Below are 16,220 nucleotides of genomic sequence, written 5' to 3'. Positions count from 1 at the left end.
TTGGTTGCAAGCCATAAATACTTTATCACAAAGTGGTGTCCTCTTTTCATTTAATCCGAATAAAATTTTACGCTAGCGCGAACTTTATGAGCGGATGGGGGAGAGGTCGCTTTTGTGTAACGGGACTTCTGCCGGCCCCGTTTCCAGACATCCCCATATCCGGTTCTCACGGCGCCCCCTTCATCAGACCCGTCCCCTTTCACCCCCAAGAATATTTCTCTTGAATTCAATATAAGTTGCTATAAAGTAGATCATATAGATCCCCCCAAAGAGCAGCAGTGATAATCCAAAATAAGACCACACCGGCGCCACCACTCCTGAATATGTGACGAATGCATGGCTGATATAGCCTGCGATCCCTCCGCTGATCAGAAGTGCACCGATAAAGGGGCAGAGGTAGTACAGGAACAGCTGTTTCAGGATGAGGCTGTTCAGTTCTTTTTCCTGCAGGCCCAGTTTTCGCAGCAGGTTATAACGGTAGCGGTATTTACTTGAATCGCTTAGCTGCTGCACTGCCAGTACGGTGAGCGCTACGCACAGGAAGACGAGTCCTATATAAAAGAGCGGGAAAATGAGGGTGGACATGAGGAATTTCATTTCCCGCATTTCGTTCTGCCGTACAAAGGTGTAGCTGTCGGAGACATAGATGTTGTCGGTTCCGTATCCTCTGTGTGCATCGGCATCGCCGTATCCTTCATACTCGTATTCTTCTTCATTCCATGTGATCCCCTGGATGCTCAGGAGGGTGTCTCCGAAGTCCTTGGGAACGGTGCCGTTTATCTGGGCCATCAGAAGCGAATAATACGGCTTCATGGATTCGGCGGTCTGATCCGGTACGATGAGGATGTAGTCAGCCCCGTTGTGCCCGCTCTGCTCGAAGCCTTCTGTGTATATGCCGGAGCAGGTGTACGGGTCGCCGCCTATATCGATTGGATGTTCCGTGAAGGGGGCGGCCGTCTTGGCCAGGCGGGACTTGATGTGGAGCAGATATTCCTTTTCCCCCAGAGATACTTCCGGGTACCCCAGCATTCTGCGCAGATAATTGTAATCGGATAGCTTCATATAGGTGTCATATTTGTAGTAAGAGCTTTTATCTGCCAGGGAATAATTATGAATCAGGAAATTGTTCATGTCATCGGATTCATTTTCAAATATCTGGTAAATATATGCGTCTTTTATTTCCGCCGCTTTTTGTATGGCCTCCTTTTCTCCTGTGAAATCGTAGTCCGGATCCTGATGGTATACGGCAATGTCGAAGGGCCATTTCTCGTCAGACTGTGTGTTCTGGAACTGGTTCAGCATGAGGGCGCAGGAGGCTCCTATTAAAGCGACCATAAAGAGGACCGTCAGTGTGCCAAGCGTGAACTGCATGGTCCGGATCTTGGAGGAAAGCTGGCGCAGCACGAAGATATTGGCCTGGTTCCAGACGCCGGCCCGGCCTTTTTTGATGTAGCCGATGAGGAAAGCGGAGAGCCCCATATAGAGCAGATAAACGGATACCACCAGCCCCAGGATCATGGGATACACGTTCCAATCGTTAAAGCGGCCGAAGAGCAGCATCCAGCCGAAAATGAGCATGAAAGCCACAGAGGCGAAGAACATCCACTGTTTGCCGGATTTGTTGCCGTTCTTTAATTCTTCGTTCTGATGATCCATATACATCATATCCCTGATGTTCATTTTCTTAAACCTGCGTTTATTCCTGAAAAGGGCCAGCAGATAGGATCCGCAGTAGATCCCCGCCGTCATCAGCAGGGTACCTATTTTCCATTCAAGCCGGATGCTGTAGTCTGCATTTACCATGGCATATATCAGGGTGGTGAGGATCTGCTGAAGAAATACTCCGGGGAGCAGGCCGATGACAAATGCCACCCCTCCAAGCAGGATCGTCTCTTTTAAGAAAAGGTTGGCAATCTGCTTTTTGCAAAAGCCCAGAAGGAGATAGGTGGCAAACTCCCGGCTTCGTTTTTCTGCCATGAATTTAACCATATAGTGCACAAGCCAGATAATGATCAGTACGATGAAGAAGGTTGCCATTCCAAGCATGGCCGCCAGCATTCCTGCTTCCGTGCAGATTTCCAGGACGGCATCGGAGAAGATCATAGAATTGAAGGCGAACATCATGGCGGTGATCAAGACCATTGTCATGAGATAAATGAGATAGTCCCTGAGAGAGCGCCTGGCATTGCGCAGGGCCAGCTTAGTCAGCATACCCGTCACCTCCAGTCAGGGAGAGAACGTCCAGGATTTCATTTAGAAATTCTTTCCTTGTCTCCGGGCCCCGGCGCAGCTCATGGAAGATCTGCCCGTCCTTCAGAAAAAGGATGCGGCTGCAGTAACTCGCGGAGAAAGCGTCATGAGTTACCATGAGGATGGTTGCATTGAGCGCGCTGTTCATATAGGAAAATGTTTCGAGCAGCATCCGGGAGGATTTGGAATCCAGGGCCCCGGTCGGCTCATCGGCAAATACGATTTTGGGATGGTTAATGAGAGCCCTTGCACAGGCGCAGCGCTGTTTTTGGCCGCCGGAGACCTGATAAGGGAATTTGTCACGGATAGACCAGATATCCAGCCTCTCCATGATATCTTTTGTCTGCTTTTCAATCTCCCGTTTTCCTTTTTTGGTAAGCGACATGGCAAGAGCGATGTTTTCTTTCAGAGTAAGCGTATCCAGAAGATTGTAGTCCTGGAACACAAAGCCGAGATTGTTTTTGCGGAAGTCCGCCATCTGATCCTCGTTCATGTTTGTAATGTCGTCCCGGCCATACCAGATATGCCCGGAGGTTACGGTGTCTACTGTTGCGAGCAGGTTTAAGAGCGTCGTCTTTCCGCTGCCGCTGGCCCCCATGATTGCGGTAAATTCCCCCTGGTCAATGGTAAAGCTTATGCGGTCAATTGCTTTGGTCAGATTGTTTTTGTTTCCATAATATTTTTCCACATCTTCTATATGGAGCAGTTCCTTCATGAAATCGATACCTTCCTTTCCCGTTACTTCTTGACGGGCGGCTTATCAACCCTTTTATTCCGCGGGTTGTGGATTGCGGGCCGCCTCTGGATATCAATATTGTAACGGAAAATGTGATCAGGTTGTATCAAATCAGCTTTCAGTAACCTTACAAAATTGAAAGATTGTTACTTTATTGGTTCGGATGCCTTGCGGCAAGGTGCACGGCCCTGTGAACAGCAGAGAAAGGGTTCTCTTTTAATCTCTCCCAAAATGGCTGCCGCCATCGGGAAATATCAGCAGGATACGGGTATAGGTTCCGTATTCTGACTGTGCATCCAGGGTGATTCCAAGTTTTCGGCTTAATTTCCTGCAGAGATAGAGACCGATTCCTGTAGACTGCCGGTTTTGCCGTCCATTGCTGCCGGTAAATCCTTTGTCGAAGATACGGCCTAGTTCTTCTGGGCGTATGCCGATTCCGTTGTCCTCAATGGATAGAATTGTTTTCCGCTCCTGTTTTTGTGTACGGATGGTGATAAGGCAGCCGTCTTCTTTTTTATACTTGACGGCATTGATGATGATCTGGCCGATGATGAACTCCAGCCATTTATCGTCGCAGTATACATTTTCACTGCCGGCCTGCATATTTATGGAAACGCCGTTCTGGATCAGATATGGCTGGAGGCGGCGGATTGCGGTATAAACGGGGTTCTTCAGCGGAAATTTCCGTATCATGTAATCCTGGCAGACTGTGTCTGACCGGGCATAGTAAAGGGCCTTGTCCACATCGTTTTCCAGCTCGCCCAGATGGGATTTCAGGCGTCGGGTATCCTCGGGGCTCCAGGAATGTGGTTCCCTGCGGTTGTCACAGATCAGATTCATGGCTGTGAGAGGAAGCTTGACTTCATGAATCCAGTTTTCTATGAATTCCTTATATTCGGTCCGCTCATTTTCCAGATGGTGTATGGCGTCGATGATGGATTTATTGGATTGTTTCAGCAGTCTTCGATAGAGCCTGTCTTCCAGCCGCCAGGATTCCGGCATGATCTCTGAGATCAGATAAGGCTTGTCCAGTCCATTGAGTATATGAAATATTTCACGGAAATAACGGTTTCTTCTGTACCAGGACACAAAAAACCAGACTGCCAGCAGGAAGAACCAGAGGAGATAAAGTAAAATCATCTGATTGTTCTTCAGGCCGCAGATGCCCAAATAAACATAACTCAACAGCATACAAAGTAAATGAAAGAGCAGAAGCAGGATCTTGTCCTTCATGAATTCTAAAAAGTTCATAGCTGATATCCCTGCCCTCTCCTGGTTACGATCAGATTTTCCAGGCCGATTTCTTTCATTTTACCGCGTATGCGGGTGATATTAACGCTTAAAGTATTGTCATCAATAAAAATCTGGTTTTCCCAGAGATCGTCGATCAATTCCTCCCGGGAAATGATTTGCCCTGCCCGTGAAAACAGGTTGCAGCAGATGCGCAGTTCGTTCCGGGTCAGCTGTTCGGATCTGCCTTCATATGTAAGGGTGCCCTGCAGCATATCCAGTTCGCAGCCTTTCCAGGTAAACCTGCAGGGATTCTCCGGTGCTTTGTTGTGCCCCGTCCGCTTCAGGACCGCTGCGATCCGGGCGAGCAGAATGGGCGCCTGGTAAGGCTTTGTTACATAATCGTCACCGCCCATCATCATGCCGTTAAGCTCATCCATGGAATTGCTGCGGCTGGTTACGAAAATGATGGGCACATCCGTCTTTTTTCGGATATCCCGGCAGACCTTCAGGCCGTCGGTTTCCGGTAGCTGGATGTCCAGAAGGATCAGGTCCGGGGCAGTTTCATCCACAAGGCGGGGGATATCAGAGAAATCCTCCGCAGCTTCTGCCTGGTACAAAGCATTTTCCAGCATCAGTTTCAGTTCCAGGCGAATATCTTTCTCGTCTTCCACAATTAAAATGCGGTACAAATAGCAGCCCTCCTGACAGCATTATCTGAATCTAATTCCAGTCTTTTGAAATGCAAATCCATTTCTTGGAATGGGAATGTTTCTCGAGCTCGTCAAGTGTCAGCTCGATTGCACTGTTTCCGCTTCCGGCAGCGGGGTATACAGTCGAGAACCGTTTTAAAGATTCGTCCAGATAGACCCCCACACCATCATTCACAACAAAAGGACAGACACCGCCCGGCGCATGGCCTGTCAGCACTTCAACCTGATCATGCGGGATCATGCGGGCCTTTTCGTGGAACTCTGCTTTAAACTTCTTGTTGTCTGTCCGCGCATCTCCGGCCATTACTATTAGAATTGGACCGTCTGCCGTCAGAAAAGACATGGTTTTGGCGATGCGTGCAGGTTCGCAGCCAACAGCACGGGCAGCTTCCTCCACAGTAGCGCTGGATGCCTCCGGCTCCAGGATTCTGTCCTCCAGGCCGTACCCGGCAAAATATGCTTTGACCTTTTCAATTGACATGATTATCTCCCTCTTTTCTAAAAAATACTTCTGTAATATAGAGTATAACTAATTTAATAGAATGTCAATTTTAGGATTTAGACTGTGGGCTGAAAGTTCATGATTGACGAAATATTGGCTATAAGCTATTATGTCAATAGACATAAGCAAAGAGGGTAAATTTTATATAAAGGAGAATAATTTAGCGTGAAGAATTTGAAGGAAAAAGGGTATTTTGCGGAAAGGCTGTATCAGCTGCGCTATCTTGTGGCGGCCGTTATCCTGTTATGCTCTGTCTTGTTTGAAATTAGCGGGTCTTCCATTGGGTTCTGGTCCGTTCTTCTCGACGGCACATATGAAAGCAGTGCCCAGGATAACAGTGGTGATCTGCTGGGAACCAGCAGGAGCATCAGAACGGATGAATGGGCGGTGAGTACGCCCATGGCTTTTTCGCAGGAATATAACCATACGGGAAAATACCCGTATTTTTCAGAAACAATCAGGGGAGACAGTACGGATGCATTTATTGTATACGGGCAGCCGGTAAAGTCATGGGAGGTCATTTTCCGCCCGTTCCAAATCGGTTATCTTTTTCTGGGACCTTCGCGGGGGCTGGCATTTTTCTGGTGTGCCCGGATGCTGGCGCTGTTTTTGGTATCTCTGGAATTTGGAATGTATTTGACAAAAAAGAAAAAACTACTGTCTTTGACATATGTGCTGTTAGTGTGCTGTTCTCCGGTTGTTGCCTGGTGGTTTGCAATTAACGGTCTGGTGGAGATGCTGGTGTTTGGCCAGTTGGCCGTTCTTATGTTTGTGCGGTGGATGCATACAGAATTCCTGTGGAAGAAACTGTTGCTGTCGGCGGGGATTGCATGGTGTGGGATAGCATATATTCTGGTATTTTATCCCTCCTGGCAGATTCCGCTTGGATATGCTTACCTTTTTCTGTTGATAGGCATTATTCTGCGGGAGCGGAGGAACGTAACATGGAAAAAGGGTTCTGTTATTTTGAGTGCGGTAGTTCTTCTTATGCTGATGACTGGAGCGCTGGGGGCCATTTTCCTGAAGTCTGCAGACACCATTGAGCTGGTATTAAACACATCTTATCCTGGCAGCAGATCCTTTGTGGGGGGAGCTTCGCTTCTAAGAATGTTCAGCTGGGCAGGAGGTTTGTTTTTTCCGTATATTGATCCAGGTCTTGGGATATCTAACGTTTGTGAAGAAGCGCAGTTTTTCTCTTTCTTCCCCTTAGGTATAATTTTAGGGATAATCCAGATTGTTAGGAGTAAAAAGAAGGATCCGCTGTTAATCACGATGACGGCGGGAACTTGTTTTCTTGCCTTGTACTGCGCGTTTCCATGGCCCTCTCTGCTTGCCAAAGCCACACTTCTGAGTATGTGCCAGGGAAGAAGGGTGCTGGTCGGAGTCGGATTTCTCAGTATTGTGCTGCTCGTCTATCTTATCTCGGAAAGTATTGTGAATTATAAGAGCAAAACTGCCGTCACTATTTCTTCTGTAATTGGAGCAGGACTTGCGGGAATCTGTTTTATATATTACACGCAGTTTATGGGAAAGAAGAAGGCACTGGTACTGCTTGCAGTCATCGCTGCTGGGGCAGTCCTCATTTTTGCGGCGATGAAGTGGAAAAGATATGCAGGCCTGGCCTGTTATGCACTGATGATCTCCTTAGTCTGTGGGATAGCGGTAAATCCAGTACATCAGGGGGCAGATTCTATCTATTCCAGTAAACTGACCATGGCCATAAAGGAACAAACAGAAGCGGATCAGGGCAAAGGTTTGTGGATGGTGGAAGGCCTGGGCTTCCCATATCTGAACCTGCCCATAACTGTGGGAGCGCCAACGATCAATACGACAAATGTATATCCGGATCTGGAGCGCTGGGAGCAGTTTGACACTGAAAAAAAAGATTTCAGCAAGTATAATCGTTACGCACATATTATCATAAATATTGTGGATGAGACCTCACAGGAGCCGGTATTTTTCAACCCGTATGATGATCAGTTGGTTGTAAATCTACAACCTGATCAACTGAAGGTACTTCAAGTAAAGCACATTATGACGGATAAAGATTTAAGTGGGTTGAGTTCAGAAGAAATCCAGTTTAATGAGACGGAAAAAATCGGAAGGTATTATCTGTATCAGGTAGAGTATTGACATTGGTTGATATTAAAAAAGAGGCCGCAAAGGGGTCTGACCCCTTTGCGGCTGTTTTTCAGAATTGTTTATCAATTTGTTTAAACCCATTCAGCTGGGTTTTCTTGTTTTATCCCGTCCTCGTCCTCGTTTCTATTTAACGTAAGGTCATACCGGTGCTGACATGCGATCAGTCGTATTTCGAAGTTCTGCCGCTCCTGATGCACGATCGAGGATAGAATCAGTCCGGCAAAGAACGCTATGATTGCGGTCAGGTAAACGAAGCCGCAGACGATCAGTGTCGGGAAGTTGGGCACCAGGCCGGTGTGCGCATAGGTTACGATGACCGGAATGATGAAAATAGTGCTGATAACCGCCAGAAGAAGTGCGAAGGCGGAGAAGAATCCCAGCGGTTTGTAGCTTCTGTAAAGTCTTGCGATTGTACGGAGAACCTTCATTCCGTCACTGTAAGTGTTCAGCTTGGACTCGCTGCCTTCGGGGCGGTCTCTGTATTCGATAACGACATTTTCTACGCGCATATTTTTATCGACGGCGTGGATGCTCATCTCAGTTTCGATCTCAAATCCTTTTGAGAGTACCGGAAATGTTTTTACAAAATTGTAACTGAAAGCGCGGTATCCGGTCATAATATCCTTGATATCATTTTTAAAGAGCAAATTGATTGCTTTTCGGACAAGAGAATTGCCGAAATTATGAAACGGACGTTTGTTTTCTGTGAAATAGGTGGAGGAGAGTCTGTCGCCAACTACCATATCGGCATTGCGGTTAAGAACCTTGTCCACCATGTCCCGTCCGAATTCTGCCGGATATGTGTCGTCACCGTCTACCATTAAATATGCTTCTGCGTCAATTTCACGAAACATGCGGCGGATAACATTTCCTTTCCCCTGCTGGTATTCATGGCGGACAACGGCGCCGGCTTTTTCTGCCAGTATGGCGGTGTCATCTGAAGAATTGTTATCATATACGTATATGGTTGCCTCGGGAAGGGCTTCTTTCCAGTCGGTAACTACCTTGGTGACGGTCTTACCTTCATTATAGCACGGAATTAATACTGCGATTTTATCCATAATATGTTAATCCCCCTAATTCATTTGTAAAATCACTGATTTTATACTACACTATTGATTTATCATATGCAAGGACAAATCTTAAACTTAATCCTGTATCATTTAATGTAAGGAAGTAATACGTGAGTATAAAAGATAAAATAACCAGAGCAGTTGAAAAAAATGCCCCGCACTTTTATAATGAGTAGGTGGCAAAAGGAGTAAAAAGAGGTCAGTAGAAATTTATGAAGTTTTATTACCGGGAAGAGAATCAGTCTATTGAAATTATCAGATGTTTTGGGTGCGACGGGAAAGTAGTTCTGCCGGAGTGTATTGACGGTTTGCCTGTGGAAAAGGTGGCTGCTTATACATTTTCTGACCGCAGGGACAGTGAAGATCGGGAATACCTGGTCTATGAGACGGAAGATCATGCCCTTTTTAAGGGAGAAGAGGAGCTTCTTGCAGGGGGGAATGTGGAAGAAATCATTTTTCCGGATACGGTGCGGGAAATCGGTAATTATATATTTTATGGCTGCAAAAAATTGCGAAAGCTGGAATTCTCCGATGCGCTGGTACGGATCGGCGGCGGCGCTTTTACCGGCTGCGGGGGACTGGCCTTCTTAAAGGTGCATATGAAGAGCGGCAGGCAGTCCTGCGTGAAGGAAATCTTAGGAGAACTGTGGCAGCGGATTGATGTTACGTTCTGCTATGAGCAGGAAGGCAGAAAAGCGGTTCTTGTGTTCCCGGAACATTATGAGGAAGCGGTAGAGAATACGCCGGCACGGATATTATTTACACAGCATCATGGTTCCGGAAATAATTACAGACAGTGTTTTTATAATAAAGTAGTGGATTACCGCAAATATGACAGTCTTTTTTCGGTTGCCGCGGCACGGGATAAAGCAGATGTTCTGGCAGATATGGCATTGTGGCGGCTGGCCTGTCCATATGATCTGTCTGACAATCATAAGCGTTCCTATGAAAATATGATAAGAGACAGGTATCAGGAAGTTGTGCCGTATCTTATAAAAGAAGAACATTTTGATCAAATCAAATTATTTACGGCGCATGCGCTGTGGGATGCGGGGATGTTGGAGTTTGCGCTGGAGACAGCAGCAAAAATGGGCAGGACAGAGATCCTTAGCTATTTGATGAATGAGAAGCAGAAATTTTTCCCAACGGTTAGAAAAGAGTTTAGGCTTTGACGGGAGGGATACGATATAATAAGACTTTGCAGTGCGCAGGAGAAAGGAGGGAACCGGCGGTGATCGAATTAGACAGTGAGCAGAAAAAGGAGATAGCAGTGCGCCTGGAGGCGGTGGGGAATAAGATTCTATTTGCGGCGCGGGATGAACTTTATTTGGGAATGCGTTTTCTGGATGTAGCGCTGAGCAGTTTCTTATATCAGATGGATATTACTGTAAATCCTTTTGGGACAGACGGGAGTTCCATATATTTTCATCCCCAGTATCTGGGGGGGATGTACAGAGAAAACAGGATTCTGGTAAACAGGGGGTATCTGCACATGGTATTCCACTGCATTTTCCGGCACATGGTCAAACGGGAACTGGATGACAGGTACTGGGACCTGAGCTGTGACATTGCGGTTGAACATATGATAGACGGGAACCAGCACCGTTGTGTCCGGTTTTCGAGGAGCCTTCTTAGAAGAGAGACTTACCGCAGGCTGGAGGCGGAGCGGAAAGTACTTAATGCGGAGCGGGTCTATGCGCTGCTGATGGGCTGGAATTTGGAAGAGAAGGAACTGGCGCGTTTGGAGCAGGAGTTTTATGTGGACGACCACAAATATTGGGAAAATAAATACCCACAGCAGAAGCCGGATCCAAACCTGCAGCAGAAATGGCAGGATATGAATGAGCGCATGGAAACGGATCTGGAGACATTTTCAAAAGAATCATCCGAACAGGCGGGGGATTTGCTGGATCAGATAAAAATTGAGAACAGAGACCGGTATAATTATAAAGAGTTTTTGAGAAAATTTGCGGTACTTCGGGAAGAAATCGGCGTGGATGCAGACAGTTTCGATTATTCTTTTTACAGTTACGGGCTGCGGCTTTATGGGAATATGCCTTTGATTGAGCCGCAGGAGACAAAGGAAGTAAAGAAGATTTCGGAATTTGCGGTGGTGATCGATACCTCGATGTCCTGTTCAGGAAGCCTGGTAAGAAGGTTTTTGGAAGAGACGTATTCGGTGCTGAGTGAAGAGGAAAGTTTCTTTAAAAAAGTAAATATTCATATCATACAATGTGATGAGAAGGTGCATTCGGATCAATGTATTACCAATGCAGAAGAGCTGGCAAAATATATGGAACAGCTGACTCTGTACGGGGAAGGCGGGACGGATTACCGGCCGGCTTTTGCCTATGTGGATGCGCTGGCGGAGAAAGGGAGCTTTGAAGATCTGCGGGGGATTCTGTATTTTACGGATGGGTATGGCATATATCCCCGGAAAATGCCTGCTTATAAGACGGCATTTGTTTTTATGCAGGATGATTACTGTGATACGGATGTACCGCCGTGGGCGATCAAACTGACATTGGGCCAGGAAGATCTGGAAGAGACAATATAGTTACTATTTATAAGCTGGAGGACAGGGAAAGCCATGGATATAAAAAGGGCAAAACAGGAAATTAAAGATTCCATAGAAGCATATCTGGCGAAGGATGAGTTCGGCGAATACAGGATTCCCGCCATCCGCCAGAGGCCGGTTCTGCTGATGGGGCCGCCCGGAATCGGGAAGACGCAGATTATGGAACAGATTGCGAAGGAATGTCAGATTGGGCTGGTGGCCTATACCATCACCCATCATACGAGGCAGAGTGCGGTTGGGCTGCCGTTTATTAAGGAGAAGGTGTATGGCGGGAGGAATTACTCTGTAACCGAGTATACGATGAGTGAGATCATCGCGTCGGTATATGAGAAAATTGAGCAGACCGGGATTGCAGAGGGGATTCTTTTTATCGATGAGATCAATTGTGTATCGGAAACACTGGCGCCGACTATGCTTCAGTTTCTGCAGGGCAAGACCTTTGGGAACCAGAAGGTGCCGGAGGGCTGGATTATCGTGGCTGCGGGAAACCCGCCGGAGTATAACAAGTCTGTCCGGGAATTTGATGTCGTGACGCTGGACCGGATCAAGAAGATTGATGTGGAAGAAAACTTCGATGTCTGGAAGGAATATGCATACAGGCAGGGGATTCACCCGGCTGTGATTTCCTATCTGGAACTCAGAAAAGAGAACTTTTACCGGATCGAGACAACGGTGGATGGCAGATACTTTGCAACGGCCCGGGGCTGGGAAGATCTTTCCCAGTTGATCCAGGTTTATGAAAGTCTGCATAAAACGGTGGACAGGGACGTGGTGTACCAGTATATCCAGCACCGCACGATTTCCAAGGATTTCGCAAATTATCTCGAGCTCTATTATAAGTACAAACAGGATTATGGCGTAGAGGATATTCTGAAAGGAAATTGGAGTACGGCAACCCTGCAGAAGGTAAAGGCGGCTCCGTTTGATGAGCATCTGAGTATCGTCAGCCTGCTGAACGGTAAACTCTGCGCGTTATTTACCGAATGTTATATGACGGATGCCTACGTGACAAAACTTTATGAGTATCTGATCTACTACAGGGAGAACCAGGTCACTTCCATGGTAGAGGATATCTGGCATCTGGCGGAAAAAGATCTGGAACAACAGATGCGTTCAGAACTGCTGACCCGCCGGGATGAATTGGTATTAAAACGAGTCATTGCGGCGCTTGAGAGATTTGCTATAAGTATCAAAGGCGAACTATTTATCGGGGACGGTGTGTTCGATGAGGTCAAGGCACTTTTTGAAAAAGAAGTGGATAAGCGGGAAGACGAAATAGACCATACAGCCCGGACACTTCAGTATGTATTCGATTTTTTGGAAGATGCATTTGGACAAAGCCAGGAGATGGTCGCGTTTATAACGGAACTGAATGCAAACTATTATAGTGTCTGGTTTATCAAAGAGAATGGAAGCGACAGTTACTACCGGTATAATAAGGGGCTGCTGTTTGACGAACGGCATCAGGATATTATACGCCAGATGGACGGCGTGGAAGGAATGCTGTAAAGGGGTCAGACCCCTTTACGTTCCGTTTTCAGAATAGTTTAACAATTTGAGAAGGAGATGAAGTATGATTAAAGTTATTGCATCGGATATGGACGGTACGCTGTTGAATGATGACCACCGGCTGGCGCCGGAGACACTGGAGGCGGTACGCCGGGCGTGTGATGCGGGCATACGATTTATGCTTGCAACCGGGAGAAACTTCCGGGGAGCCATGGAAGTTATAAAAGACGCAGACCTGTACTGTGATTACATAGTGGGGAGTGGAGCTGAAGTGCGCAATCCGGAAAAACAGGTCGTGTTTACGGCGCCGATTGATCTGGATTTGTGTGCGGAAATCTATGAAACGCTGCAAAAATATCCGGTATCTCTTGTTTTCTCTACAGATGATTACGATTACAGGATTGGAAGTGAAGAGGAAATAGAGGAGAGTTTTATCCGGCAGCTTAAGGTGTTTCATCTGGATAAAGACATCGATGAAGTACAAGCTAAAAAGGAACCTTTATATGAGCAGATTAAAAAAATGACAAAGAAGATTTCTGATTTTGAAGAACTAAGGGAAGCAGGAGTGCCGGTATATAAAATTTTCCTGTTTTCCGGTGATATTCCTATGTTGAAAAGGATATGGGCGGAACTGGAACAGAACGAAGATATCGCAGTAGCGTCTTCTTTCGAAACAAATCTGGAGATTACGGATGTGAAGGCGCAGAAAGGCCCCGTGCTCAAACAGTATATTGAGTCACTGGGATATAAGATGGAGGAAGTGATGGTGCTGGGAGACAGCATGAATGATTATTCCATGTTGTCCATGGATTTTGGGGCTGTTGTGGCTATGGAAAATGCCGTGCCTGAGGTAAAGGCCGTGGCCGGATATGTGACAAAATCGAATGAAGACCTGGGAGCTGCGCATGCTATCTATAAAGTTCTGGAGCAGTACGGGGCAGGGAACTGAAACATTATACAGTTCCCTGCTTCTGTATATCTAACATGATGGTGACAAGAAAACAGCCTCCCTTATCCACACTTTGAATATCTCCGTTGTATTTATTCACAATGGTTCTGATAATCTGGAGTCCAAGCCCATGCCCGTCCCCTTTTGCAGAAATAAAATCTAATTGTTTCGGGTGCTCCAAAGGTGATTTAGAATTCTTAACATCCACAATCCAAAAATTTGCCCGTTCCTGCATACAGATATTCAACAGGCGTTTGTCCTGCGGTACCCGGAGGCAGGCTTCGATTCCGTTGTCTATGAGATTCACCAGCAGACCGGTGATTTCTACGGACTGCAGCGAACACTCCGGCGGAATATAAACATGCCAGTTTGTGGAAATATGGTTCTGGAGGCAATACTGGTATTTGGCATTCAGCATCGTATTGATCACGGGCTGTGGTGTAAAGGGCTTTAGTTCTTGAGCAGACAGCGTACTATCTTCTAATGGCGGATTTTCGACCATAACCATCATATCTTCCCACTGTTTTCTGAATGTTTGGGCACCTTCCAGCGTCTGAAGGGCTCTGTGCCTTTTGTATTCCAGATATGCGCCAAAGCAGACTACGACACAGGCAACCGCAAACAGGATGAAAAACCAGTAAAAGGCCGTCCATTCGTACACGGTGTACCGATGATCCATAAAAGGAAAGAATATTTCCCACAATATAAAGAATCCAAGGAAAGAAAGAATAAGAAGCGGAATGATTTTTCGTAAAATCCCGCTTTTTGCATCCGCAGAAGAAGCTTCCTTCCCGAAGGAGGTCAGGATACTGTCAAATAACTGCAGAAGAGACTGCTTGTACTTTTGCTCTTCCAGTTCCAGATGGCTTTGCGACAAATTCCCCAGCACCTGCAGATGATTGGCAAGATCGTGGCGGAGCTGATGGACGGCATCCTTCTGAATTTGAATATTCTGATAAAAAGAATATTCCTCCTGTAGGATCCGTTCATAATGCTTCCGCAGCTGGAAAGCCTGCTTTTGCCGGTACCAGACAAACACAACCAGAAAAATAAATAGTATTGTTCCGGAAGCGATCGTACTGGCCAGTACGGTTAAGCTTCCATTGGTAAGACGCATAAACAGCCCCATCGCCAGATCGAGCAGCAATACCGCCGCGAACAGGAACTTCATGACAGTGTAGGGGACGCGGTCGAAAAGCTTCAGCCGCAGGATTCCGAATACGCATAAGAATGCAATACAAGACAGCAATGTCGGAAACAAAGTATTCTCCAGGAACGCCATACCCTGGAGAAAATACCGCCAGTTGCCGAGCACAAGTCCCTCGATGGTTGTGAAACCGGAAAAAATGCAGTTGAACAGAATGAAATGTACCATATATTTTACGAAATAATACATTCCCCGTCCGGTAAAGAGATAGCAGACTGCCAACTGGAACAGGAAACGGAAAAGCTCGCTGACAGCGGCAATCTGCCAGTCACCATGGTAAGTGGTTGGGATAGAGACACTTGCGGGCAGGAAAAATGCAGCTGTAAACGCCAGTGCAAACGAAAGGCGCCGCTCGACATCCGGGCTTATTAAATAGATTATCAGGGAAGTTACCAGGGTCAGCCTGATGATATTATAAAGAACCATAACATTTTCCTTTTACGAGGCAATCGTTTTATGTATCATAATCTTCCGTACTAAAAAAGCGTAGAAATTCTTCTCTTGACTTCTTATATCTGGAACGGCTTACCGGTATCTCGGCCTGATTGAGCAGAATCATCTTCTGCGCCGTAAAATTCTGGATATAATTCATATTGACCACATAGCTTTTATGGCAGGATAAAAAACAGCCGGGGAGTTTTTCCTTCAGCTCATTCAGTTTCATATAAACCGTGAATTTTTCTTCCGATGTATATACATGCAGCCGGCGCTTTTCGCTTTCTATGTAACAGATCTCGCTGCTTTTTAGTGTGAAGATTCTGCCGTTGCTCTGCAGAACAACCGGCGTATCCTGGCAGCAGTCCATAAACGCAAGGGCCCGTTCTATTGCCGCCGTAAGCTTGTCCGTATCGACAGGTTTCACAAGAAAATAGGCGGGACGTATGGTAAAGATATCTCTGGCATAATCCAGATATCCGGTGATCAATACAATCGCAATCCAGGGATAACGGGTCTGGATGTCAGAAGCCAGACTGATCCCATTTTCAGCTCCAAATTGAATATCCATAAATATAATATCCGGCAGAGAAGCGGAAGTTTCTAAATATAAACGCAGGTCACCGGGAGCAAGAAACGTTTTGATATCCCAGTTTTTAGGAAGAATATGGGACAGACGCAAGCTAAGATCCTCCAGGATGCTCTTATCGTCGTCGCAGATCAGCAGTGTTTTCAATGGCATCACCTCCCCTGTCTCAATATACTTATTTTACCATACCGCGCAGTTAGAAGGAATGGATAAAAGCTATTTTTGTGATTTTTGCAAATTCATATTTTTTTAGAATGTTTTTAAGGCAGAGATATGATACAATAATCAGGATTAGAACGCTATGAGA

General features: G+C 46.3%; 13 protein-coding genes. 5 read left to right on the top strand and 8 right to left on the bottom strand.

Annotated elements, in window-relative coordinates; all coding sequences use genetic code 11:
* Positions 1 to 183 precede the first annotated feature (183 nt).
* The 5 genes from GKG43_RS06765 to GKG43_RS06745 all read right to left on the bottom strand — a co-directional run bounded on the left by GKG43_RS06765 (position 184) and on the right by GKG43_RS06745 (position 5,410).
* A complete protein-coding gene (locus GKG43_RS06765) occupies positions 184 to 2,211 on the bottom strand; it encodes an ABC transporter permease (protein ID WP_055152632.1) in 2,028 nt (675 codons plus the stop codon).
* A complete protein-coding gene (locus GKG43_RS06760) occupies positions 2,201 to 2,965 on the bottom strand; it encodes an ABC transporter ATP-binding protein (protein WP_129878884.1) in 765 nt (254 codons plus the stop codon). Before GKG43_RS06760 ends, GKG43_RS06765 begins: the two co-directional genes overlap by 11 nt.
* A gap of 237 nt (positions 2,966 to 3,202) precedes the next feature.
* On the bottom strand, positions 3,203 to 4,237 hold the full coding sequence (locus GKG43_RS06755; protein ID WP_055152628.1) for a sensor histidine kinase: 1,035 nt from the start codon (positions 4,235 to 4,237) through the stop codon (positions 3,203 to 3,205).
* Entirely contained in the window at positions 4,234 to 4,908 is a 675-nt protein-coding gene (locus tag GKG43_RS06750; RefSeq protein ID WP_083487053.1) for a response regulator transcription factor, read from the bottom strand. Before GKG43_RS06750 ends, GKG43_RS06755 begins: the two co-directional genes overlap by 4 nt.
* Positions 4,909 to 4,939: 31 nt before the next feature.
* On the bottom strand, positions 4,940 to 5,410 hold the full coding sequence (locus GKG43_RS06745; RefSeq protein WP_050640784.1) for a YbaK/EbsC family protein: 471 nt from the start codon (positions 5,408 to 5,410) through the stop codon (positions 4,940 to 4,942).
* 186 nt (positions 5,411 to 5,596) lie between these two features.
* Between GKG43_RS06745 and GKG43_RS06740 the strand changes: the two genes are divergently transcribed.
* Positions 5,597 to 7,564, top strand: a complete 1,968-nt coding sequence (locus tag GKG43_RS06740; RefSeq protein ID WP_050640783.1) for a hypothetical protein — start codon at positions 5,597 to 5,599, stop codon at positions 7,562 to 7,564.
* An 80-nt stretch (positions 7,565 to 7,644) separates the two neighbouring features.
* On the opposite strand, the gene GKG43_RS06735 is transcribed toward GKG43_RS06740, so the two are convergent.
* Positions 7,645 to 8,634, bottom strand: a complete 990-nt coding sequence (locus GKG43_RS06735; protein ID WP_055152626.1) for a glycosyltransferase family 2 protein — start codon at positions 8,632 to 8,634, stop codon at positions 7,645 to 7,647.
* Positions 8,635 to 8,858: 224 nt separating this feature from the next.
* On the opposite strand from GKG43_RS06735, the gene GKG43_RS06730 reads away from it, so the two are divergent.
* The 4 genes from GKG43_RS06730 (at position 8,859) to GKG43_RS06715 (ending at position 13,682) form a co-directional block, all read left to right on the top strand.
* On the top strand, positions 8,859 to 9,818 hold the full coding sequence (locus GKG43_RS06730; RefSeq protein ID WP_055152624.1) for a leucine-rich repeat protein: 960 nt from the start codon (positions 8,859 to 8,861) through the stop codon (positions 9,816 to 9,818).
* Between the two features lie 59 nt (positions 9,819 to 9,877).
* A complete protein-coding gene (locus tag GKG43_RS06725; protein WP_330377576.1) occupies positions 9,878 to 11,203 on the top strand; it encodes a VWA-like domain-containing protein in 1,326 nt (441 codons plus the stop codon).
* 33 nt (positions 11,204 to 11,236) lie between these two features.
* Positions 11,237 to 12,733: an AAA family ATPase gene (locus GKG43_RS06720; protein WP_055152622.1), complete on the top strand. Its 1,497-nt coding sequence runs from the start codon at positions 11,237 to 11,239 to the stop codon at positions 12,731 to 12,733.
* 64 nt (positions 12,734 to 12,797) lie between these two features.
* Complete coding sequence (locus GKG43_RS06715) at positions 12,798 to 13,682, top strand: Cof-type HAD-IIB family hydrolase (protein WP_055152620.1); 885 nt, start codon at positions 12,798 to 12,800, stop codon at positions 13,680 to 13,682.
* A 4-nt stretch (positions 13,683 to 13,686) separates the two neighbouring features.
* On the opposite strand, the gene GKG43_RS06710 is transcribed toward GKG43_RS06715, so the two are convergent.
* Together GKG43_RS06710 and GKG43_RS06705 are read right to left on the bottom strand one after the other, a co-directional pair.
* Positions 13,687 to 15,315, bottom strand: a complete 1,629-nt coding sequence (locus tag GKG43_RS06710; RefSeq protein ID WP_055152618.1) for an ATP-binding protein — start codon at positions 15,313 to 15,315, stop codon at positions 13,687 to 13,689.
* A 28-nt stretch (positions 15,316 to 15,343) separates the two neighbouring features.
* Positions 15,344 to 16,066 (bottom strand): LytTR family DNA-binding domain-containing protein, encoded by a 723-nt coding sequence (locus GKG43_RS06705; RefSeq protein ID WP_082202950.1) that lies wholly within the window; start codon positions 16,064 to 16,066, stop codon positions 15,344 to 15,346.
* Positions 16,067 to 16,220 lie beyond the last annotated feature (154 nt).

This window comes from Eubacterium sp. BIOML-A2 (genome assembly GCF_009680135.1).
GTDB classification, from domain to species: domain Bacteria; phylum Bacillota; class Clostridia; order Lachnospirales; family Lachnospiraceae; genus Faecalicatena; species Faecalicatena contortus_B.
This window is presented reverse-complemented; position numbering and strand designations above follow the sequence as displayed.